Annotated in this window: 11 protein-coding genes, 2 tRNA genes and 3 rRNA genes; 13 read left to right on the top strand and 3 right to left on the bottom strand. The window is 43.5% G+C overall.

Features of this window, described 5'->3' with window-relative positions; all coding sequences use genetic code 11:
• The first annotated feature begins 8 nt into the window (after positions 1-8).
• Positions 9-572: an L-threonylcarbamoyladenylate synthase gene (locus tag B1F84_RS00150; protein WP_131690232.1), complete on the top strand. Its 564-nt coding sequence runs from the start codon at positions 9-11 to the stop codon at positions 570-572.
• Positions 573-574: 2 nt separating this feature from the next.
• Complete coding sequence (gene hemF, locus B1F84_RS00155; RefSeq protein ID WP_010392766.1) at positions 575-1,492, top strand: oxygen-dependent coproporphyrinogen oxidase; 918 nt, start codon at positions 575-577, stop codon at positions 1,490-1,492.
• A 46-nt stretch (positions 1,493-1,538) separates the two neighbouring features.
• On the opposite strand, the gene B1F84_RS00160 is transcribed toward hemF, so the two are convergent.
• Positions 1,539-3,143 (bottom strand): methyl-accepting chemotaxis protein, encoded by a 1,605-nt coding sequence (locus B1F84_RS00160; protein ID WP_131690233.1) that lies wholly within the window; start codon positions 3,141-3,143, stop codon positions 1,539-1,541.
• 102 nt (positions 3,144-3,245) lie between these two features.
• Entirely contained in the window at positions 3,246-3,683 is a 438-nt protein-coding gene (locus B1F84_RS00165) for a group II truncated hemoglobin (RefSeq protein WP_010392770.1), read from the bottom strand.
• A 52-nt stretch (positions 3,684-3,735) separates the two neighbouring features.
• Here B1F84_RS00165 and aroE point away from each other — a divergent pair, with 52 nt between their 5' ends.
• Both aroE and B1F84_RS00175 read left to right on the top strand, forming a co-directional pair.
• The gene (gene aroE / locus B1F84_RS00170; protein ID WP_131690234.1) at positions 3,736-4,560 is read left to right on the top strand and encodes a shikimate dehydrogenase; all 825 of its coding nucleotides are present in this window, start codon (positions 3,736-3,738) and stop codon (positions 4,558-4,560) included.
• Entirely contained in the window at positions 4,557-4,811 is a 255-nt protein-coding gene (locus B1F84_RS00175) for a DUF1488 domain-containing protein (RefSeq protein WP_008467093.1), read from the top strand. Before aroE ends, B1F84_RS00175 begins: the two co-directional genes overlap by 4 nt.
• Before the next feature lies 1 nt (position 4,812).
• On the opposite strand, the gene B1F84_RS00180 is transcribed toward B1F84_RS00175, so the two are convergent.
• Positions 4,813-5,352, bottom strand: coding sequence for a gamma carbonic anhydrase family protein (locus B1F84_RS00180; RefSeq protein WP_008467096.1), 540 nt, complete (start codon positions 5,350-5,352; stop codon positions 4,813-4,815).
• Between the two features lie 578 nt (positions 5,353-5,930).
• On the opposite strand from B1F84_RS00180, the gene B1F84_RS00185 reads away from it, so the two are divergent.
• The 9 genes from B1F84_RS00185 to B1F84_RS00225 all read left to right on the top strand — a co-directional run bounded on the left by B1F84_RS00185 (position 5,931) and on the right by B1F84_RS00225 (position 15,694).
• A 16S ribosomal RNA gene (locus tag B1F84_RS00185) occupies positions 5,931-7,466 on the top strand.
• Between the two features lie 76 nt (positions 7,467-7,542).
• Positions 7,543-7,619 (top strand) — tRNA-Ile (locus B1F84_RS00190).
• Positions 7,620-7,730: 111 nt separating this feature from the next.
• Positions 7,731-7,806: transfer RNA gene (locus B1F84_RS00195), tRNA-Ala, on the top strand.
• Between the two features lie 306 nt (positions 7,807-8,112).
• A 23S ribosomal RNA gene (locus B1F84_RS00200) occupies positions 8,113-10,999 on the top strand.
• A gap of 138 nt (positions 11,000-11,137) precedes the next feature.
• Positions 11,138-11,252: ribosomal RNA gene (rrf, locus tag B1F84_RS00205) — 5S ribosomal RNA — on the top strand.
• The 16S, 23S and 5S rRNA genes sit together here with 2 tRNA genes alongside, the layout of an rRNA operon.
• A 364-nt stretch (positions 11,253-11,616) precedes the next feature.
• Positions 11,617-12,549, top strand: a complete 933-nt coding sequence (locus tag B1F84_RS00210; RefSeq protein WP_076919966.1) for a hypothetical protein — start codon at positions 11,617-11,619, stop codon at positions 12,547-12,549.
• A 25-nt stretch (positions 12,550-12,574) separates the two neighbouring features.
• On the top strand, positions 12,575-13,474 hold the full coding sequence (locus B1F84_RS00215; protein ID WP_013463678.1) for a DUF350 domain-containing protein: 900 nt from the start codon (positions 12,575-12,577) through the stop codon (positions 13,472-13,474).
• A gap of 4 nt (positions 13,475-13,478) precedes the next feature.
• Positions 13,479-15,200 carry a polyamine aminopropyltransferase gene (locus B1F84_RS00220; RefSeq protein ID WP_131690235.1) on the top strand — a complete coding sequence of 574 codons (1,722 nt, stop codon included), beginning with the start codon at positions 13,479-13,481 and terminating at the stop codon, positions 15,198-15,200.
• 80 nt (positions 15,201-15,280) lie between these two features.
• On the top strand, positions 15,281-15,694 hold the full coding sequence (locus B1F84_RS00225) for a DUF2170 family protein (protein WP_008113284.1): 414 nt from the start codon (positions 15,281-15,283) through the stop codon (positions 15,692-15,694).
• Positions 15,695-15,744: the final 50 nt, after the last annotated feature.

The raw sequence follows: 15,744 nt of genomic DNA on the forward strand, positions 1-15,744 counted from the left end.
AGACAATTTTGTCTGACCTTTCTTCTTTATCTGCTGCAATAACAAGCTTAGAAAACGGCGATGTTATTTTATACCCAACCGAAGCTGTTTATGGTTTAGGTTGCGATCCTGACAATCAACAGGCGGTGGAACGTTTACTTGATATTAAACAACGCCCAGTTGAAAAAGGGCTTATTTTAATTGCCGATAATTACGGGCAATTATTAAAGTACGTGGATGACGCTAAGCTGCCCATGGACAAACGCGCTGATATTTTTTCAAGTTGGCCTGGTGCTATTACCTGGGTTATGCCTGCTGCTAAAACCACGCCTAAGTGGTTAACTGGGCAATTTGATACTATTGCAGTGAGAGTAACTAACCATCCTACAGTTAAACGTTTATGCCAACAGTTTGGTAAACCATTGGTATCAACAAGTGCTAATTTAACTGGCCAAGCAACGGTAACAAGTATTGTTGAAGCGCAGCAGCAGTTTGCAGAGCAGGTTAGTTTTTATGTTGATGAACCATTAGGCGGTAATACTCAACCAAGTACCATTAAAGATGCCACGACAGGCAATATATTCAGAGGTTAACTATGCAAAGCGAATTATTAAAACAAGTAAAAGCCTACTTTATGGCTTTGCAAGATACCATTTGCCAAGGCTTAGAAGCAGCAGATGGGAAAGCACAATTTGTTGAAGACAGCTGGCAGCGAGAAGAGGGCGGCGGTGGCCGTACTCGCGTTATTACCAATGGTAATGTGATTGAGCAAGGGGGAGTTAATTACTCTCATGTATTTGGTGCCTCTATGCCGGGCTCTGCCACTGCACATAGACCTGAACTTGCCGGACGCAGTTTTCATGCATGTGGTGTATCGTTAGTGATTCATCCTAAAAACCCACATATACCAACAAGCCATGCCAATGTACGCTTTTTTATTGCCGAAAAAGAAGGTGAAGAACCGATTTGGTGGTTTGGTGGTGGTTTTGATTTAACCCCGTTTTACCCTGTACTTGAAGATGTAGTGCATTGGCACCAAGTTGCGCACGATGTGTGTCAGCCTTTTGGCGATGACGTATATCCAAAATATAAAAAATGGTGTGACGAATACTTTTATTTAAAACACCGTGATGAAACTCGCGGCGTAGGCGGCTTATTTTTTGACGATTTAAATGAGTTAGGTTTTGAGCAAAGCTTTGCATTTATGCAATCGGTAGGGAATGGCTTTTTAGATGCTTATGTTCCTATTATTGAGCGTCGTAAAAACGATGAGTACACCGAGCAACAACGCGACTTCCAATTATATCGCCGTGGTCGTTATGTTGAGTTTAATTTAGTCTGGGACCGTGGCACATTGTTTGGTTTACAAAGCGGTGGCCGTACGGAATCTATTTTAATGTCTATGCCACCTTTAGCCCGTTGGGAGTATAACTATACCCCAGCCGAAGACAGCGCAGAGGCATTGCTATATAAAGATTTCTTAAAGCCTCGTGATTGGTTAGCACTGGGCTAAGAATGATATGCCAGTCAATAAACTACTGATTGACTGGCTTTTAAAATTATTGCTTAAGTTTAAAGCTGCGTACCTGCTCATCTAGCGAGCGAGCTAAATTGAGTAACTCTTCACTGACTTTTTGATTTTCATCTGCATCCACTAACGATTGCTCTGCATTATCGCTAATGCCAACAACACTTATATTTATTTCTTCGGCGGCTAGATTTTGCTGCTCTGTTGCATCGGCTATTTGTATATTTAGCTCATTTATTTCATTCATTTGCCCTGAAATATCTTTTAAAGCCTGTGCAACTTGTTGTACTTGTTGCGCTCTTTCGTCTGCCTCTTCACAGGACTCCCCCATGGTTTTAACGGTTTGCGCGGCTTCTGACTGCAACTTATCTATAGTACGGCGTATTTCATCGGTAGAGGCATGAGTTCGGGTTGCTAAAGTTCGTACTTCATCAGCAACAACGGCAAATCCTCGGCCTGCTTCACCTGCACGGGCAGCTTCAATGGCAGCATTAAGTGCTAATAGGTTTGTTTGTTCAGCAATACTGCTGATCACCTCAAGTACTTTGCCCACTTCAAGCGTTTGCTCTTGCAGTTGTCTCACTTGATCTGCCGCTTGGCGTACATCTTCAGCTAGTTGATTTATACTGAGTTCGGTTTGCTCTGCAACCTGCATGCTTTGCTGTGCTAGCTCATTACTGTTCTCAGATTTTTCTTGAGCAAAATGAGTGGTGTTTCTTACTTCATTGGATGAGCTTTCTAGCTCATTAATTGCTGCGGCCACCGAGTCGGTACTTTTCTTTTGTTCTAAAATAGCGCGCTCAGTGGTATCGGCCGAGGTATAAATTTTCTCTGCTGAATGAATAAGTACTTTTGAAGAGTGAGATACCTGTGCAATGTTATCTTTAAACGTAGCAATCATTTGGTTAAAACTGGTGGCAAGCCAGCCGAGCTCATCTTCGGCGTTATCTTCAATGCGTAAGGTTAAATCTTTATTGGTAGTAGCTAAGTGCATTGCATGGCCGAGCTTTTTAAGGCGCACTATAAATATTTTTCTAAACACTATACCTAGCAGCACAAAGGCAATAATAAAAATAGTAGACAGTAGGCTGGTGGTTATTAAGGTGTTGTAAGTTACCTCACTATCAATATCGGCTAAGGAATAGCTAATTTTTACCACGCCTAGCACATCGCCTTCTTGCGCTTGATGGCAGCCTAAACAGTTAGTGCCTTTATAATCCGTGCTAGCATACATAGGGCGTAGGTAGGTCATACTGCGGCTATCAGTGTTTTGCTCTATAAATAAGCTTTCTTTACCCTGCAGTGCTTCGCGTTCGTTGTTATTACTTGCTGTTTGGTTTTTATTTCCGGCCCCATACAGTTTATTAACTATATCGGAGCGAATAATATGAGCATCTTCTATATTAGGGTGTTTGCGTAGCTTTTGGCTCAATAATTCTCGATTAGCCATAGTGCCCGTTAGCATCATGGTGTTTATTGAATCAAAATAGTTATCGGCAAGCAGCTTAATATTTTCTGCCACCGTATCTTGGGCGAGCGTGCGCTGCTGGCTAGCACTACTAAAAATACTCGCTATTAATACAATAATGCCGGTTAAGGCTAACAAAGCATAAATTTTATGTTGGATAGATTTCACACGCGCCACGCTTTTCTAATTATTTGATAGGGTATTATCTATATTTTAGAAAAGCGGGTTTTGACTTAGCGCAAATAATCCCCAATTAAAGAATTAGGTAGGTTAATGCTGGTTAATCATGTGGCTGGCCAGCTGGGCCAGTGACTGACGTAAGCCCTCGCGTAACACGGGGTTATCAATTTCTATATCTAAGGTTTTATTCATGCAATACATCCACTGATCGCGTAGGTCTTGATCAATAGGGAACGGCATATGACGTTTACGCAGCATCGGATGGCCATGCTTTTCAACAAATAGGTCAGGCCCACCAAGCCAACCGGATAAAAACTCAAAAAATACTTGGCGAATTCTGTCTAATGGTTGAGGATGCATATCATATAACGGTTTAGCGTATTCATCGCTGGCCATTATGTCGTAGAATCTATTAGCAATTGCACGCGTGGGGGCTTCTCCACCAATGATTTCATACGGGGTTTTATCTGGCGTAGGTGCTTGCGTAGTTGTAGACGGCTTTGATCTTGAAAAGAGTCTTTTAATCATAATTTTATCATCGTTAATAGGCAGTACTAAAACTGCGAAGAGGTTGTTTAAAATGGACAAATATGCGGTTTTTGGAAATCCAATCAAACATTCAAAATCTCCCATTATTCATCAGCAGTTTGCAAAGTCATTGGGAGAGCAAATCGACTATCGCGCAATTTTAGCACCTATCGATGGATTTGAAAAAACAGTCGCTGCTTTTTTTGAGCAAGGGGGAAAAGGTGCCAATGTCACTGTGCCTTTTAAAGAGCAGGCTTTTGCTTTAGCAGATGAACTCACTCCAGTGGCTAAACTGGCAGGCGCAGTGAACACCCTTAAAAAGCGCGATGACGGCAGTTTACTCGGTGATAACACCGATGGCATTGGTTTTGTTAACGACTTAATGGCCAATAAAGTAACGATAACAGGTAAGCACTTGTTGATCATTGGTGCGGGTGGCGCTGCTCGAGGAGTTATCTTACCTTTACTAGAGCAACATCCCGCAGAGATAGTTGTTGTTAATCGCACGGCACACAAAGCTCAAACATTGGCAAAGCTCTTTACTGGGCACGGCAATGTTTCGGGGTATGGTTTTGACGACCTTCCTGAAGTTGATTATCACTTGGTTATAAATTCAACCTCGAGCAGTATGAATAACGAGTTACCTGCACTAAATTCTAAGTATTTAAGCGCATGTGAAGTGGCTTATGATATGTTTTATGCTACGCAAAATACGCTATTCATGAATTGGGTCAGCGAACACAACAAAGCGGCTAAGCTGTTAGATGGTAGTGGCATGCTAGTAGGGCAAGCCGCACAAGCTTATTATGTATGGCGAAATAAAATGCCTGAGATTGTTTCCGTTGTTACTGCACTAAAGCAGGGAGTGCTTAAATGAATCAAGCAATACAGTTTATAGATCGACTCGAATTTAGAGAACCCACTCATCAATTAGTTTTTTTTGCACAAGTAAATGGCATGCTAGTTGAGTGTGTGATTGCTGTCAGTAGCTTAAATTTAGCCGATGAGAGTCATGCAACGCGTTATTTTGAGCAATACCGTTTTGACTATGAAGAACGTGCCGAGCAGCTCATTGAAGATGAATGCTATAACTCGGCAGGTCAAATAGAAGTGAGTTTAGTTAGTTAAATTAACTAGCGTCTTCAGCTAAGTATTCATCTTTTAGCTGCACGTAATTATCAGCAGACACTTTTAAAAAGCTCAGCTCTTGTTCTGTTAATGGGCGAGCTTGTTTTGCTGGACTACCTACATATAAATAACCAGACTCTAAACGCTTATTAGGAGGTACTAAAGCACCGCCACCAATAATTACCTCATCTTCTACAATCACATTATCCATAATAATAGCGCCCATACCCACGAGTATACGATTACCTAATACGCAGCCATGTAGCATTACCTTATGACCAACGGTTACATCATCACCAATAATAAGTGGGTAGCCGTCTGGATTATTTTTTGTTGCTCTTGATAAGTGTAAAACACTGCCATCTTGTATATTAGTACGCTGACCAATACGAATATGGTTAACATCACCACGGGCAGCAACTAACGGCCATACACTGCTATCATCACCTATAGTGATATCACCGACTAATACAGACGACTCGTCTACATAAACAGATTTATTAAACGCAGGAGTGATTCCTTTATAAGAACGTATTGCCATATATGCACCTTTAAATTAAACATATTAAGAATATCAGTGTAACAGTAGAGCTTATTTAAGTACCAGCAAAGCCTGGTTTGATTATAAAACTACCAGTTTTACATGCTTTCGCTCAGATACTAACCGAACAGTGTGTTTTTTTAGTTTTTCTTTAAAAAAGTACTTGCGTAAAAATCTGTTCTCCCTATAATGCGACCCCACTGAGACGGGGAACGCCAACGCATAGCGAGGCACGAGCTACTCAGAGAGTTAAGTAAAACTTAAGTTTAAATCATCGTAAGAAAGTTTAAAATTAAGTGTTGACTCGAAAAATAAAGGATGTATTATACGCATCCCTAGCGACAACGTCGCAACGTTCTTTAACAATATAAAGCAATCATCTGTGTGGGCACTCGTACAGATTGAGTTCTAACAGCCAAGCTACTTAGGTAGTGAGGCAAACAAATTTAGAGTCTCAATTTAAACTGAGTGACCAACAGAATAGTTACTTCAGTAATTATTCAGCACAGTCAATTCAATATCGAAAGATATTAAATAAATTCAGAATTCATTGAGCTGTCGAAAGACATAAAACTTTTTAATTGAAGAGTTTGATCATGGCTCAGATTGAACGCTGGCGGCAGGCCTAACACATGCAAGTCGAGCGGTAACAGGAAGTAGCTTGCTACTTTGCTGACGAGCGGCGGACGGGTGAGTAATGCTTGGGAACATGCCTTGAGGTGGGGGACAACAGTTGGAAACGACTGCTAATACCGCATAATGTCTACGGACCAAAGGGGGCTTCGGCTCTCGCCTTTAGATTGGCCCAAGTGGGATTAGCTAGTTGGTGAGGTAATGGCTCACCAAGGCGACGATCCCTAGCTGGTTTGAGAGGATGATCAGCCACACTGGGACTGAGACACGGCCCAGACTCCTACGGGAGGCAGCAGTGGGGAATATTGCACAATGGGCGCAAGCCTGATGCAGCCATGCCGCGTGTGTGAAGAAGGCCTTCGGGTTGTAAAGCACTTTCAGTCAGGAGGAAAGGTTAGTAGTTAATACCTGCTAGCTGTGACGTTACTGACAGAAGAAGCACCGGCTAACTCCGTGCCAGCAGCCGCGGTAATACGGAGGGTGCGAGCGTTAATCGGAATTACTGGGCGTAAAGCGTACGCAGGCGGTTTGTTAAGCGAGATGTGAAAGCCCCGGGCTCAACCTGGGAACTGCATTTCGAACTGGCAAACTAGAGTGTGATAGAGGGTGGTAGAATTTCAGGTGTAGCGGTGAAATGCGTAGAGATCTGAAGGAATACCGATGGCGAAGGCAGCCACCTGGGTCAACACTGACGCTCATGTACGAAAGCGTGGGGAGCAAACAGGATTAGATACCCTGGTAGTCCACGCCGTAAACGATGTCTACTAGAAGCTCGGAACCTCGGTTCTGTTTTTCAAAGCTAACGCATTAAGTAGACCGCCTGGGGAGTACGGCCGCAAGGTTAAAACTCAAATGAATTGACGGGGGCCCGCACAAGCGGTGGAGCATGTGGTTTAATTCGATGCAACGCGAAGAACCTTACCTACACTTGACATACAGAGAACTTACCAGAGATGGTTTGGTGCCTTCGGGAACTCTGATACAGGTGCTGCATGGCTGTCGTCAGCTCGTGTTGTGAGATGTTGGGTTAAGTCCCGCAACGAGCGCAACCCCTATCCTTAGTTGCTAGCAGGTAATGCTGAGAACTCTAAGGAGACTGCCGGTGATAAACCGGAGGAAGGTGGGGACGACGTCAAGTCATCATGGCCCTTACGTGTAGGGCTACACACGTGCTACAATGGCGCATACAGAGTGCTGCGAACTCGCGAGAGTAAGCGAATCACTTAAAGTGCGTCGTAGTCCGGATTGGAGTCTGCAACTCGACTCCATGAAGTCGGAATCGCTAGTAATCGCGTATCAGAATGACGCGGTGAATACGTTCCCGGGCCTTGTACACACCGCCCGTCACACCATGGGAGTGGGTTGCTCCAGAAGTAGATAGTCTAACCCTCGGGAGGACGTTTACCACGGAGTGATTCATGACTGGGGTGAAGTCGTAACAAGGTAGCCCTAGGGGAACCTGGGGCTGGATCACCTCCTTATACGATTTAGAACTTATTTGTTCGTAGTGTCCACACAGATGATTGTTAATTGTAAAGAGAACAACACTTATTGTTTGGGTCTGTAGCTCAGCTGGTTAGAGCGCACCCCTGATAAGGGTGAGGTCGGTAGTTCAAATCTACTCAGACCCACCACTTCTTTTTAATACTTCGTTGTAAGCTTCGTTGTTTAGTAAACTAAATGTCATTAACTTACGCCTTGTCTTAAAAATAAGTCGGTATACAAACAGTAAGACCAGCATATGTGGGGCTATAGCTCAGCTGGGAGAGCGCCTGCCTTGCACGCAGGAGGTCAGCAGTTCGATCCTGCTTAGCTCCACCACTTTACTTCTTAAAAATAAATATTCTTTTATCGGGTAGCACAATCGCCTGAGAATAGAGTGTGTTTAATTTTGAGAAGTTTTTGATTCTCTGCTCTTTAAAAATTTGGAAAAGCTGATAATAAAATTCGTATGAATAACATTGTTATTTGTACAGAGTTTTCAAAAGTAAAAAAGAATGATAGCAGTATCATTCAGTGCCATTTAATGAACGTTTTACGTTTGTTGATTGGTATCTACTTTAGTATTCAATATTAACTTCTGGCGAAGTTAAACTGTCACAAAACAAAGACCCGTTTGGGTTGTATGGTTAAGTGACTAAGCGTACACGGTGGATGCCTTGGCAGTTGGAGGCGATGAAGGACGTATTAACTTGCGATAAGCCTAGTCAAGCTAGTAAAAAGCACTTGAGACTAGGATTTCCGAATGGGGAAACCCACCTGCTTGCAGGTATCGTTAACTGAATACATAGGTTAACGAGGCGAACGCGGAGAACTGAAACATCTAAGTACCCGTAGGAAAAGAAATCAACCGAGATTCCGAAAGTAGCGGCGAGCGAAATCGGAACAGCCCTTAAGCTTATTATGTGTTAATGGAAGGCTCTGGAAAGTGCCACGATACAGGGTGATAGTCCCGTACATGAAAATGCATTTTAAGTGAAATCGAGTAGGTCGGAGCACGTGAAACTTTGACTGAATATAGGTGGACCATCATCTAAGGCTAAATACTCCCAACTGACCGATAGTGAACCAGTACCGTGAGGGAAAGGCGAAAAGAACCCCTGTGAGGGGAGTGAAATAGAACCTGAAACCGTGTACGTACAAGCAGTAGGAGCCCACTTGTTGGGTGACTGCGTACCTTTTGTATAATGGGTCAGCGACTTATATTTTGTAGCGAGGTTAACCGATTAGGGTAGCCGTAGGGAAACCGAGTCTTAACTGGGCGAATAGTTGCAAGGTATAGACCCGAAACCCGGTGATCTAGCCATGGGCAGGTTGAAGGTTGAGTAACATCAACTGGAGGACCGAACCCACTAACGTTGAAAAGTTAGGGGATGACCTGTGGTTAGGAGTGAAAGGCTAATCAAACCGGGAGATAGCTGGTTCTCCCCGAAATCTATTTAGGTAGAGCCTCGGACGAATACTTACGGGGGTAGAGCACTGTTAAGGCTAGGGGGTCATCCCGACTTACCAACCCTTTGCAAACTCCGAATACCGTAAAGTAATATCCGGGAGACACACGGCGGGTGCTAACGTCCGTCGTGAAGAGGGAAACAACCCAGACCGCCAGCTAAGGTCCCAAAGTCATAGTTAAGTGGGAAACGATGTGGAAAGGCCCAGACAGCCAGGAGGTTGGCTTAGAAGCAGCCATCCTTTAAAGAAAGCGTAATAGCTCACTGGTCGAGTCGGTCTGCGCGGAAGATGTAACGGGGCTAAACTATGCACCGAAGCTGCGGATTCAGAATTTATTCTGAGTGGTAGGGGAGCGTTCTGTAAGCGGTTGAAGGTGTACCGGGAGGTATGCTGGACGTATCAGAAGTGCGAATGCTGACATGAGTAACGATAATGCGGGTGAAAAACCCGCACGCCGGAAGACCAAGGGTTCCTATCCCATGTTAATCAGGGTAGGGTAAGTCGACCCCTAAGGCGAGGCCGAAAGGCGTAGTCGATGGGAAACGGATTAATATTTCCGTACTTGGTATAATTGCGATGGGGGGACGGAGCAGGCTAAGCAAGCATGGCGATGGTAGTCCATGTGAAAGTGTGTAGGCTAGTGACTTAGGTAAATCCGGGTTACTGTTAGGCTGAGACACGAGACGAGTCACCAAGGTGATGAAGTTGCTGATGCCATACTTCCAGGAAAAGCCTCTAAGCTTCAGATTATACCGAATCGTACCCCAAACCGACACAGGTGGTCAGGTAGAGAATACTAAGGCGCTTGAGAGAACTCGGGTGAAGGAACTAGGCAAAATCGTACCGTAACTTCGGGAGAAGGTACGCTCCGATTGGTGATGAGACTTGCTCTCTAAGCTGATTGGAGCCGCAGTGACCAGGTGGCTGGGACTGTTTATTAAAAACACAGCACTGTGCAAAATCGCAAGATGACGTATACGGTGTGACACCTGCCCGGTGCCGGAAGGTTAATTGATGGGGTTATCTTCGGAGAAGCTCTTGATCGAAGCCCCGGTAAACGGCGGCCGTAACTATAACGGTCCTAAGGTAGCGAAATTCCTTGTCGGGTAAGTTCCGACCTGCACGAATGGTGTAACCATGGCCACGCTGTCTCCACCCGAGACTCAGTGAAATTGAAATCGCAGTGAAGATGCTGTGTACCCGCGGCTAGACGGAAAGACCCCGTGAACCTTTACTACAGCTTGGCACTGAACATTGAACCTACATGTGTAGGATAGGTGGGAGACTTAGAAGCAGAGACGCTAGTTTTTGTGGAGTCGTCCTTGAAATACCACCCTTGTAGTTTTGATGTTCTAACGTTGGCCCCTGAATCGGGGTTACGGACAGTGCCTGGTGGGTAGTTTGACTGGGGCGGTCTCCTCCCAAAGAGTAACGGAGGAGCACGAAGGTTGGCTAAGTACGGTCGGACATCGTACGGTTAGTGTAATGGTAGAAGCCAGCTTAACTGCGAGACAGACACGTCGAGCAGGTACGAAAGTAGGTCATAGTGATCCGGTGGTTCTGAATGGAAGGGCCATCGCTCAACGGATAAAAGGTACTCCGGGGATAACAGGCTGATACCGCCCAAGAGTTCATATCGACGGCGGTGTTTGGCACCTCGATGTCGGCTCATCACATCCTGGGGCTGAAGTCGGTCCCAAGGGTATGGCTGTTCGCCATTTAAAGTGGTACGCGAGCTGGGTTTAGAACGTCGTGAGACAGTTCGGTCCCTATCTGCCGTGGGCGTTTGAGAATTGAGAGGGGTTGCTCCTAGTACGAGAGGACCGGAGTGAACGAACCGCTGGTGTTCGGGTTGTCATGCCAATGGCATTGCCCGGTAGCTACGTTCGGAACTGATAAGCGCTGAAAGCATCTAAGCGCGAAGCAGGCCTCGAGATGAGTTCTCACTAGACTTTTAAAGTCTCTGAAGGGCCGTTGAAGACTACAACGTTGATAGGCAAGATGTGGAAGTGGTGTGAGCCATTAAGCTAACTTGTACTAATTACCCGTGAGGCTTAACCATACAACGCCAAACGCGTTTTATGTGATAGTGAAACAAGCGAAGAAGTTAATATAACTAAAGTAGATACTGAAAACTTTTTATTATCAGAAATTCCAAATTTTAGTTAGTGCGTAGTAATACGAACTGACACCAAATTTGCTTGGTGACAATAGCGTTTTGGACCCACCTGACCCCATGCCGAACTCAGTAGTGAAACGAAACAGCGCCGATGATAGTGTAGCATTTGCTATGTGAAAGTAGGACATTACCAGGCTTCAAATACAAGAAAGCCCGACTCGAAAGAGCCGGGCTTTTTTACGTCTGGAATAAAGTAAAAAGAAGTTCGAGGTGAAAGGTATTAGGTTAAAAGAAGAGAATTGACCAGAACCGAGCCTACGACATTCTACTGCGCTGTCGCTACGAAGTAGTATACCCACTCCAAATCCAAGTCAGTGTTAAGCCTAAAGCCTTCAGTTTTGAAGTATTACCATCAGCACTCCGTCTTTACTGATCTTAGTTATTCTCCTTGCATCTTTAAACTAGTCCCTAAATTATCATCTTGTTGCAATTTCATTGTTGGTTTAATAACTGTCCTGTGTAAAACTATCGAAGATAATTTAGTAAATCAGGTGACATGAATGTCGAATATAAAAGCTTGGAAACTTCTCAGCCTGTTTTGTTTGTTTACAGCACTGATTGGTTGTCAATCTAAAGAAGAACAGCTACAACAAACAATTCAAGAGTCCATTAAAAAGGCCGATGTCGAGCTTACCCAGCTTGGTAAAGCACTTGATAATGGCAGTATACGCAATGCGACTATTCTTAAAGAATACAGTCGTATCCTTAAACAGCAACAACCTGAACTCAGTAAAGTTGTTGATGTTGTTAGCCTTGATGCCACACGCCAGGGAGCGCTTTATAGTGGTTTAACCCAGCGCCTTGATGACATTAAGGGTAATTACTTAATCCCTCCTTACGAAGATACGCTATACAATATTGATTTATTGCGTGAGGCAGCAAAGCCAACGTTATTTTCTGATGCCTTAACCGATCCTATAAATATGCTTGCGGATATGTCGAATGGTTCTTTAGCACGAGTCGGTGCTATAAGCCAAAAAGCTGAAGGCCAAGGGGTGGGTAACCAAATGGTAGGTAACCCTAACTATGGTAATTGGCAAACGAATAGTAGCGGTATTAGCTTTTGGCAATGGTACGGCATGTACCGTATTTTGGGTGATGTATTTGACCGAGTTGAATACGGAAGTTGGAGTAAACGCCGTAAGTATAGTTACTACAATGACTATGGTCGTACTCGTTACTCAAGCCCTAAACAAATAAAAACCCAAAGTGCATTAGAAACACGTACACGACAATCTTACCAACGCCAAGGCAAGCAGTTCACTAGTCCTTATGCGAGTAAAAAAACAGGTGCATCAGGTTTGAGTCGCAGCAGTTATACGCCGCCTAAAAGTCGCAGCAGTTACTCAAGAGCGAGTAGTTATAGCAATAATTCAGGATCGGTTCGTAATAGCAGTAGCAGAACCTCGCGCGGCGTAAGTCGTGGTAAGTAAAGAATAACGTTGGAGTTAGAATAATATGTATGAATTTAATGGAATAACTATGTGGTCTTTGCAAGCACTGTCTGTGGACTTTGCAATTATCATCTTACTGTTTGTCAGCTTAAAGTATATTAAAGGTTGGGTGTCTAATTTACATGCCAATGATGAAATTACCGAGCGCGATAACTTTGCATTCGGAATAAGCTTTGCCGCTGGTTTGGTAGCACTTGCGATTGTGTTAACGGGCGTGAGTAGTGGTGCGTTTGCTGCTACGTTACAAAAAGAAGCTCTGTTAATGCTTGGCTATGGTGCATTAGCAATTCTGCTTATAAAGCTGGGTCACTTTTTTCAAGATAAAGTGGCGCTGCGTAAAGTGAGCTTACATAACGAAATAGTCAAAGGTAACGTTACTGCGTCAATTATTGATTTTGGCCATGTAGTAAGTGTTGCAGTGGTTATCCGCTCAGCCCTATTGTGGGTTGCTACTGAAGGTTGGCATGGCATTCCTATTGTTATTGCTGCGTTTGTAATTGGTAGTGTGGTATTGCTGTTAGTAAGCCAATATCGCGTGCAGTTATTTAAGCGCACCAATAAAAGTGGCGACTGCCTACAACAGGCTATTATTGATGGTAATTTAGCAGTAGGTGTTCGCTATGCCGGCTTTTTAATTGGTAGTGCATTAGCCATTACTGCTGCAACAGGCATTGCTCCTTATGCTGCTGACAATATTAATGCGAGTTTACTTTACTGGGCGCTAAGTGCCGTTGTTTGTTTGGTTGCTTTCATTTTACTGCACTTACTGACGATTAAAATCATTCTTGCTGGATGTAACATTTCAGATGAAGTGAACCGTCAAAAGAATGTGGGTGTTGCCGCTATTTCTGCAGCTGTATCATTTGCCGTCGGGATCACTATGGCCACACTACTGGGTGCATAATCACGTGTCATCAACTCAAGCTTCCCCAAGTAAATTTAATTTACTTGGGCATGATATTTTACTGATCACTGTTATGGCCGTACTCGCTGGGTGCGGCCTTATTTATGAATATTTACTTTCTCATTACGCTGGCCGAGTACTAGGGTCCGTTGAGAGTGCAATTTACGCCATGATAGGCACTATGATTGTAGCCATGGGGATGGGAGCATTTTTAGCGCGTTGGTTTAAAGATGCCTTTACCGCATTTGCTTGGCTAGAAAGCATTATTGCGCTGATAGGTATGGGCTGTATATTAGCCATTGCCAGTATTATTGCCGTAAGTTATTCACTTCCTCATTTATTCTCTAGCATTTTTAATATTCCACCAGACGTTATTCTTAATGGTTATGTGTTTCAAAAGCTGCAAGAGTGGTCGCGCTTTTTACCTTATGTATTTGGCCTAATATTAGGGCTATTTATTGGTATGGAAATACCGCTTATTGCGCGTATTCGCCAGCATGTTTATGGGCGCTTCTTAGAAAATAACGCCGGTACTATTTATGGTGCTGATTATATTGGTGCAGGGATAGGTGCGGCAATTTGGGTGAGTATTATGCTCGCAATGCCAATAATGCAAGCTGCCGCTTGGACTGCGTTATTTAATATTATTGCCGGGCTGGCTTTTTTGTGGCGCTATCATAGCTATGTACGCTTTGCTAAGTTGCTATTGGTTTGCCATATATTACTGCTGGTGTTATTCGCTTTTATTTTACAGTTTGGTAGTAGCTGGATGGATAACCTAAGTAACGTACTATACAAAGATAAAGTTATTTATTCCCAAGCAACGAAATACCAGCATGTGGTGTTAACCGAACGCTTAAGTAAAAATCAGCCACAGCCAATCACCGATCTATACTTAAATGGTCGGTTGCAGTTCTCTAGTGTAGATGAGCAAATATATCACTCAATGCTGGTTTATCCTGCCATGCTGGCATCTAATCGTCATGACCGTGTTTTGATTATTGGCGGCGGCGACGGGTTAGCCATGCGAGATGTATTAAAGTGGCCGGTTGAGGAAGTGACCTTAATTGATTTAGATGGACAGCTACTTAATTTATTTGGTCATAAAAATAACCAATACACACCGCCTGAAGATATTAAACAGCGACTAGTGGCACTCAATAATGAATCGATGCATGACCCGCGAGCAAATATTATTGTGGGCGATGCATTTTTAGAAGTTGAAAGGCTGCTGGATCAGGCTAAGCAGTTCGATACTATATTAATTGATTTACCTGATCCTAATCACCCCGATCTGAATAAGATGTACAGCGACTATTTTTATAATCATGTACGTCAATTGTTGGCACCCGATGGCGCAATGGCAGTACAGTCAACCTCGCCTTATCATGCAAAAAAGGCGTTTTTAAGTATTGCTAAAACCGTTAAAGCGGCCGGTTTTGACTATGTAGAGCAATATCAGCAAAACATACCTTCGTTTGGTCAGTGGGGATGGACAATTGCCACTAAAATGGGGCAATCACCGAGTACGCGTATTAGCAATGTGACTTATATGCCAGTGCCATCTCGGTGGATTAGTAAAAAATATTTACTAGCCAGTTTTGCATTTCCTAATAACTATTTTGAACAAGTTAACGATATTGAAGTCAATAGGTTAGGTTCTGGTCGCTTATATGATTATTACCGGGCTGCTTGGCAAATAGAAAGTGAATTGTATAAAAATTAATAAAACATGGTTGACATAATATGTCGACCATGCGAATCTTAACTCAGACATAATATGTCAAACGACAAAAAGGCAGAGACATGGAATTAAATGAACTTTCAATAAAATTAGCGTCTTTTGAAACCGAGGGTGCTAACTTTGAGTCTTTCTTGATTGCCAATCCAGGTGAGCAAGATGTTTTACAAGTCATTGTTGATGGAAACGATGAGCTTCCAATTTTTGTTACCCAAACACAAGAGCAATTATTATGTATTAGCTATTTGTTTGGTGAAGACGAAGTGAAAAGCGAGTTACGCGACGAGTTAAACGAAACACTACTGCGTTTAAACGTGCCAATTCCGCTAAGTGCATTTGCTAAAATTGATAATAAATATGCGATTTTTGGTGCACTGTCGGTAAATTCATCATTAGATGACGTTACCCACGAGCTAGTGACATTAGCCGATAACGCAATTGATGCACTAGAAGCCGTGACCTTGTATTTAAACGATTAGGATACCCGCATAGGTAAATGCTGATAGCTTATAGTATATGGCTCTCGCTT

This window comes from Pseudoalteromonas sp. DL-6 (assembly GCF_004328665.1).
In the GTDB taxonomy this organism is placed as follows: domain Bacteria; phylum Pseudomonadota; class Gammaproteobacteria; order Enterobacterales; family Alteromonadaceae; genus Pseudoalteromonas.

What these genes read in the sequence shown, in the direction of transcription:
- aroE (WP_131690234.1), top strand. Translation starts at nt 3,736, where the DNA reads ATGGACAAATATGCGGTTTTTGGAAATCCAATCAAACATTCAAAATCT.
- B1F84_RS00180 (WP_008467096.1), bottom strand. Translation starts at nt 5,352, where the DNA reads ATGGCAATACGTTCTTATAAAGGAATCACTCCTGCGTTTAATAAATCT.
- B1F84_RS00175 (WP_008467093.1), top strand. Translation starts at nt 4,557, where the DNA reads ATGAATCAAGCAATACAGTTTATAGATCGACTCGAATTTAGAGAACCC.
- B1F84_RS00210 (WP_076919966.1), top strand. Translation starts at nt 11,617, where the DNA reads ATGTCGAATATAAAAGCTTGGAAACTTCTCAGCCTGTTTTGTTTGTTT.
- B1F84_RS00215 (WP_013463678.1), top strand. Translation starts at nt 12,575, where the DNA reads ATGTATGAATTTAATGGAATAACTATGTGGTCTTTGCAAGCACTGTCT.
- hemF (WP_010392766.1), top strand. Translation starts at nt 575, where the DNA reads ATGCAAAGCGAATTATTAAAACAAGTAAAAGCCTACTTTATGGCTTTG.
- B1F84_RS00165 (WP_010392770.1), bottom strand. Translation starts at nt 3,683, where the DNA reads ATGATTAAAAGACTCTTTTCAAGATCAAAGCCGTCTACAACTACGCAA.
- B1F84_RS00225 (WP_008113284.1), top strand. Translation starts at nt 15,281, where the DNA reads ATGGAATTAAATGAACTTTCAATAAAATTAGCGTCTTTTGAAACCGAG.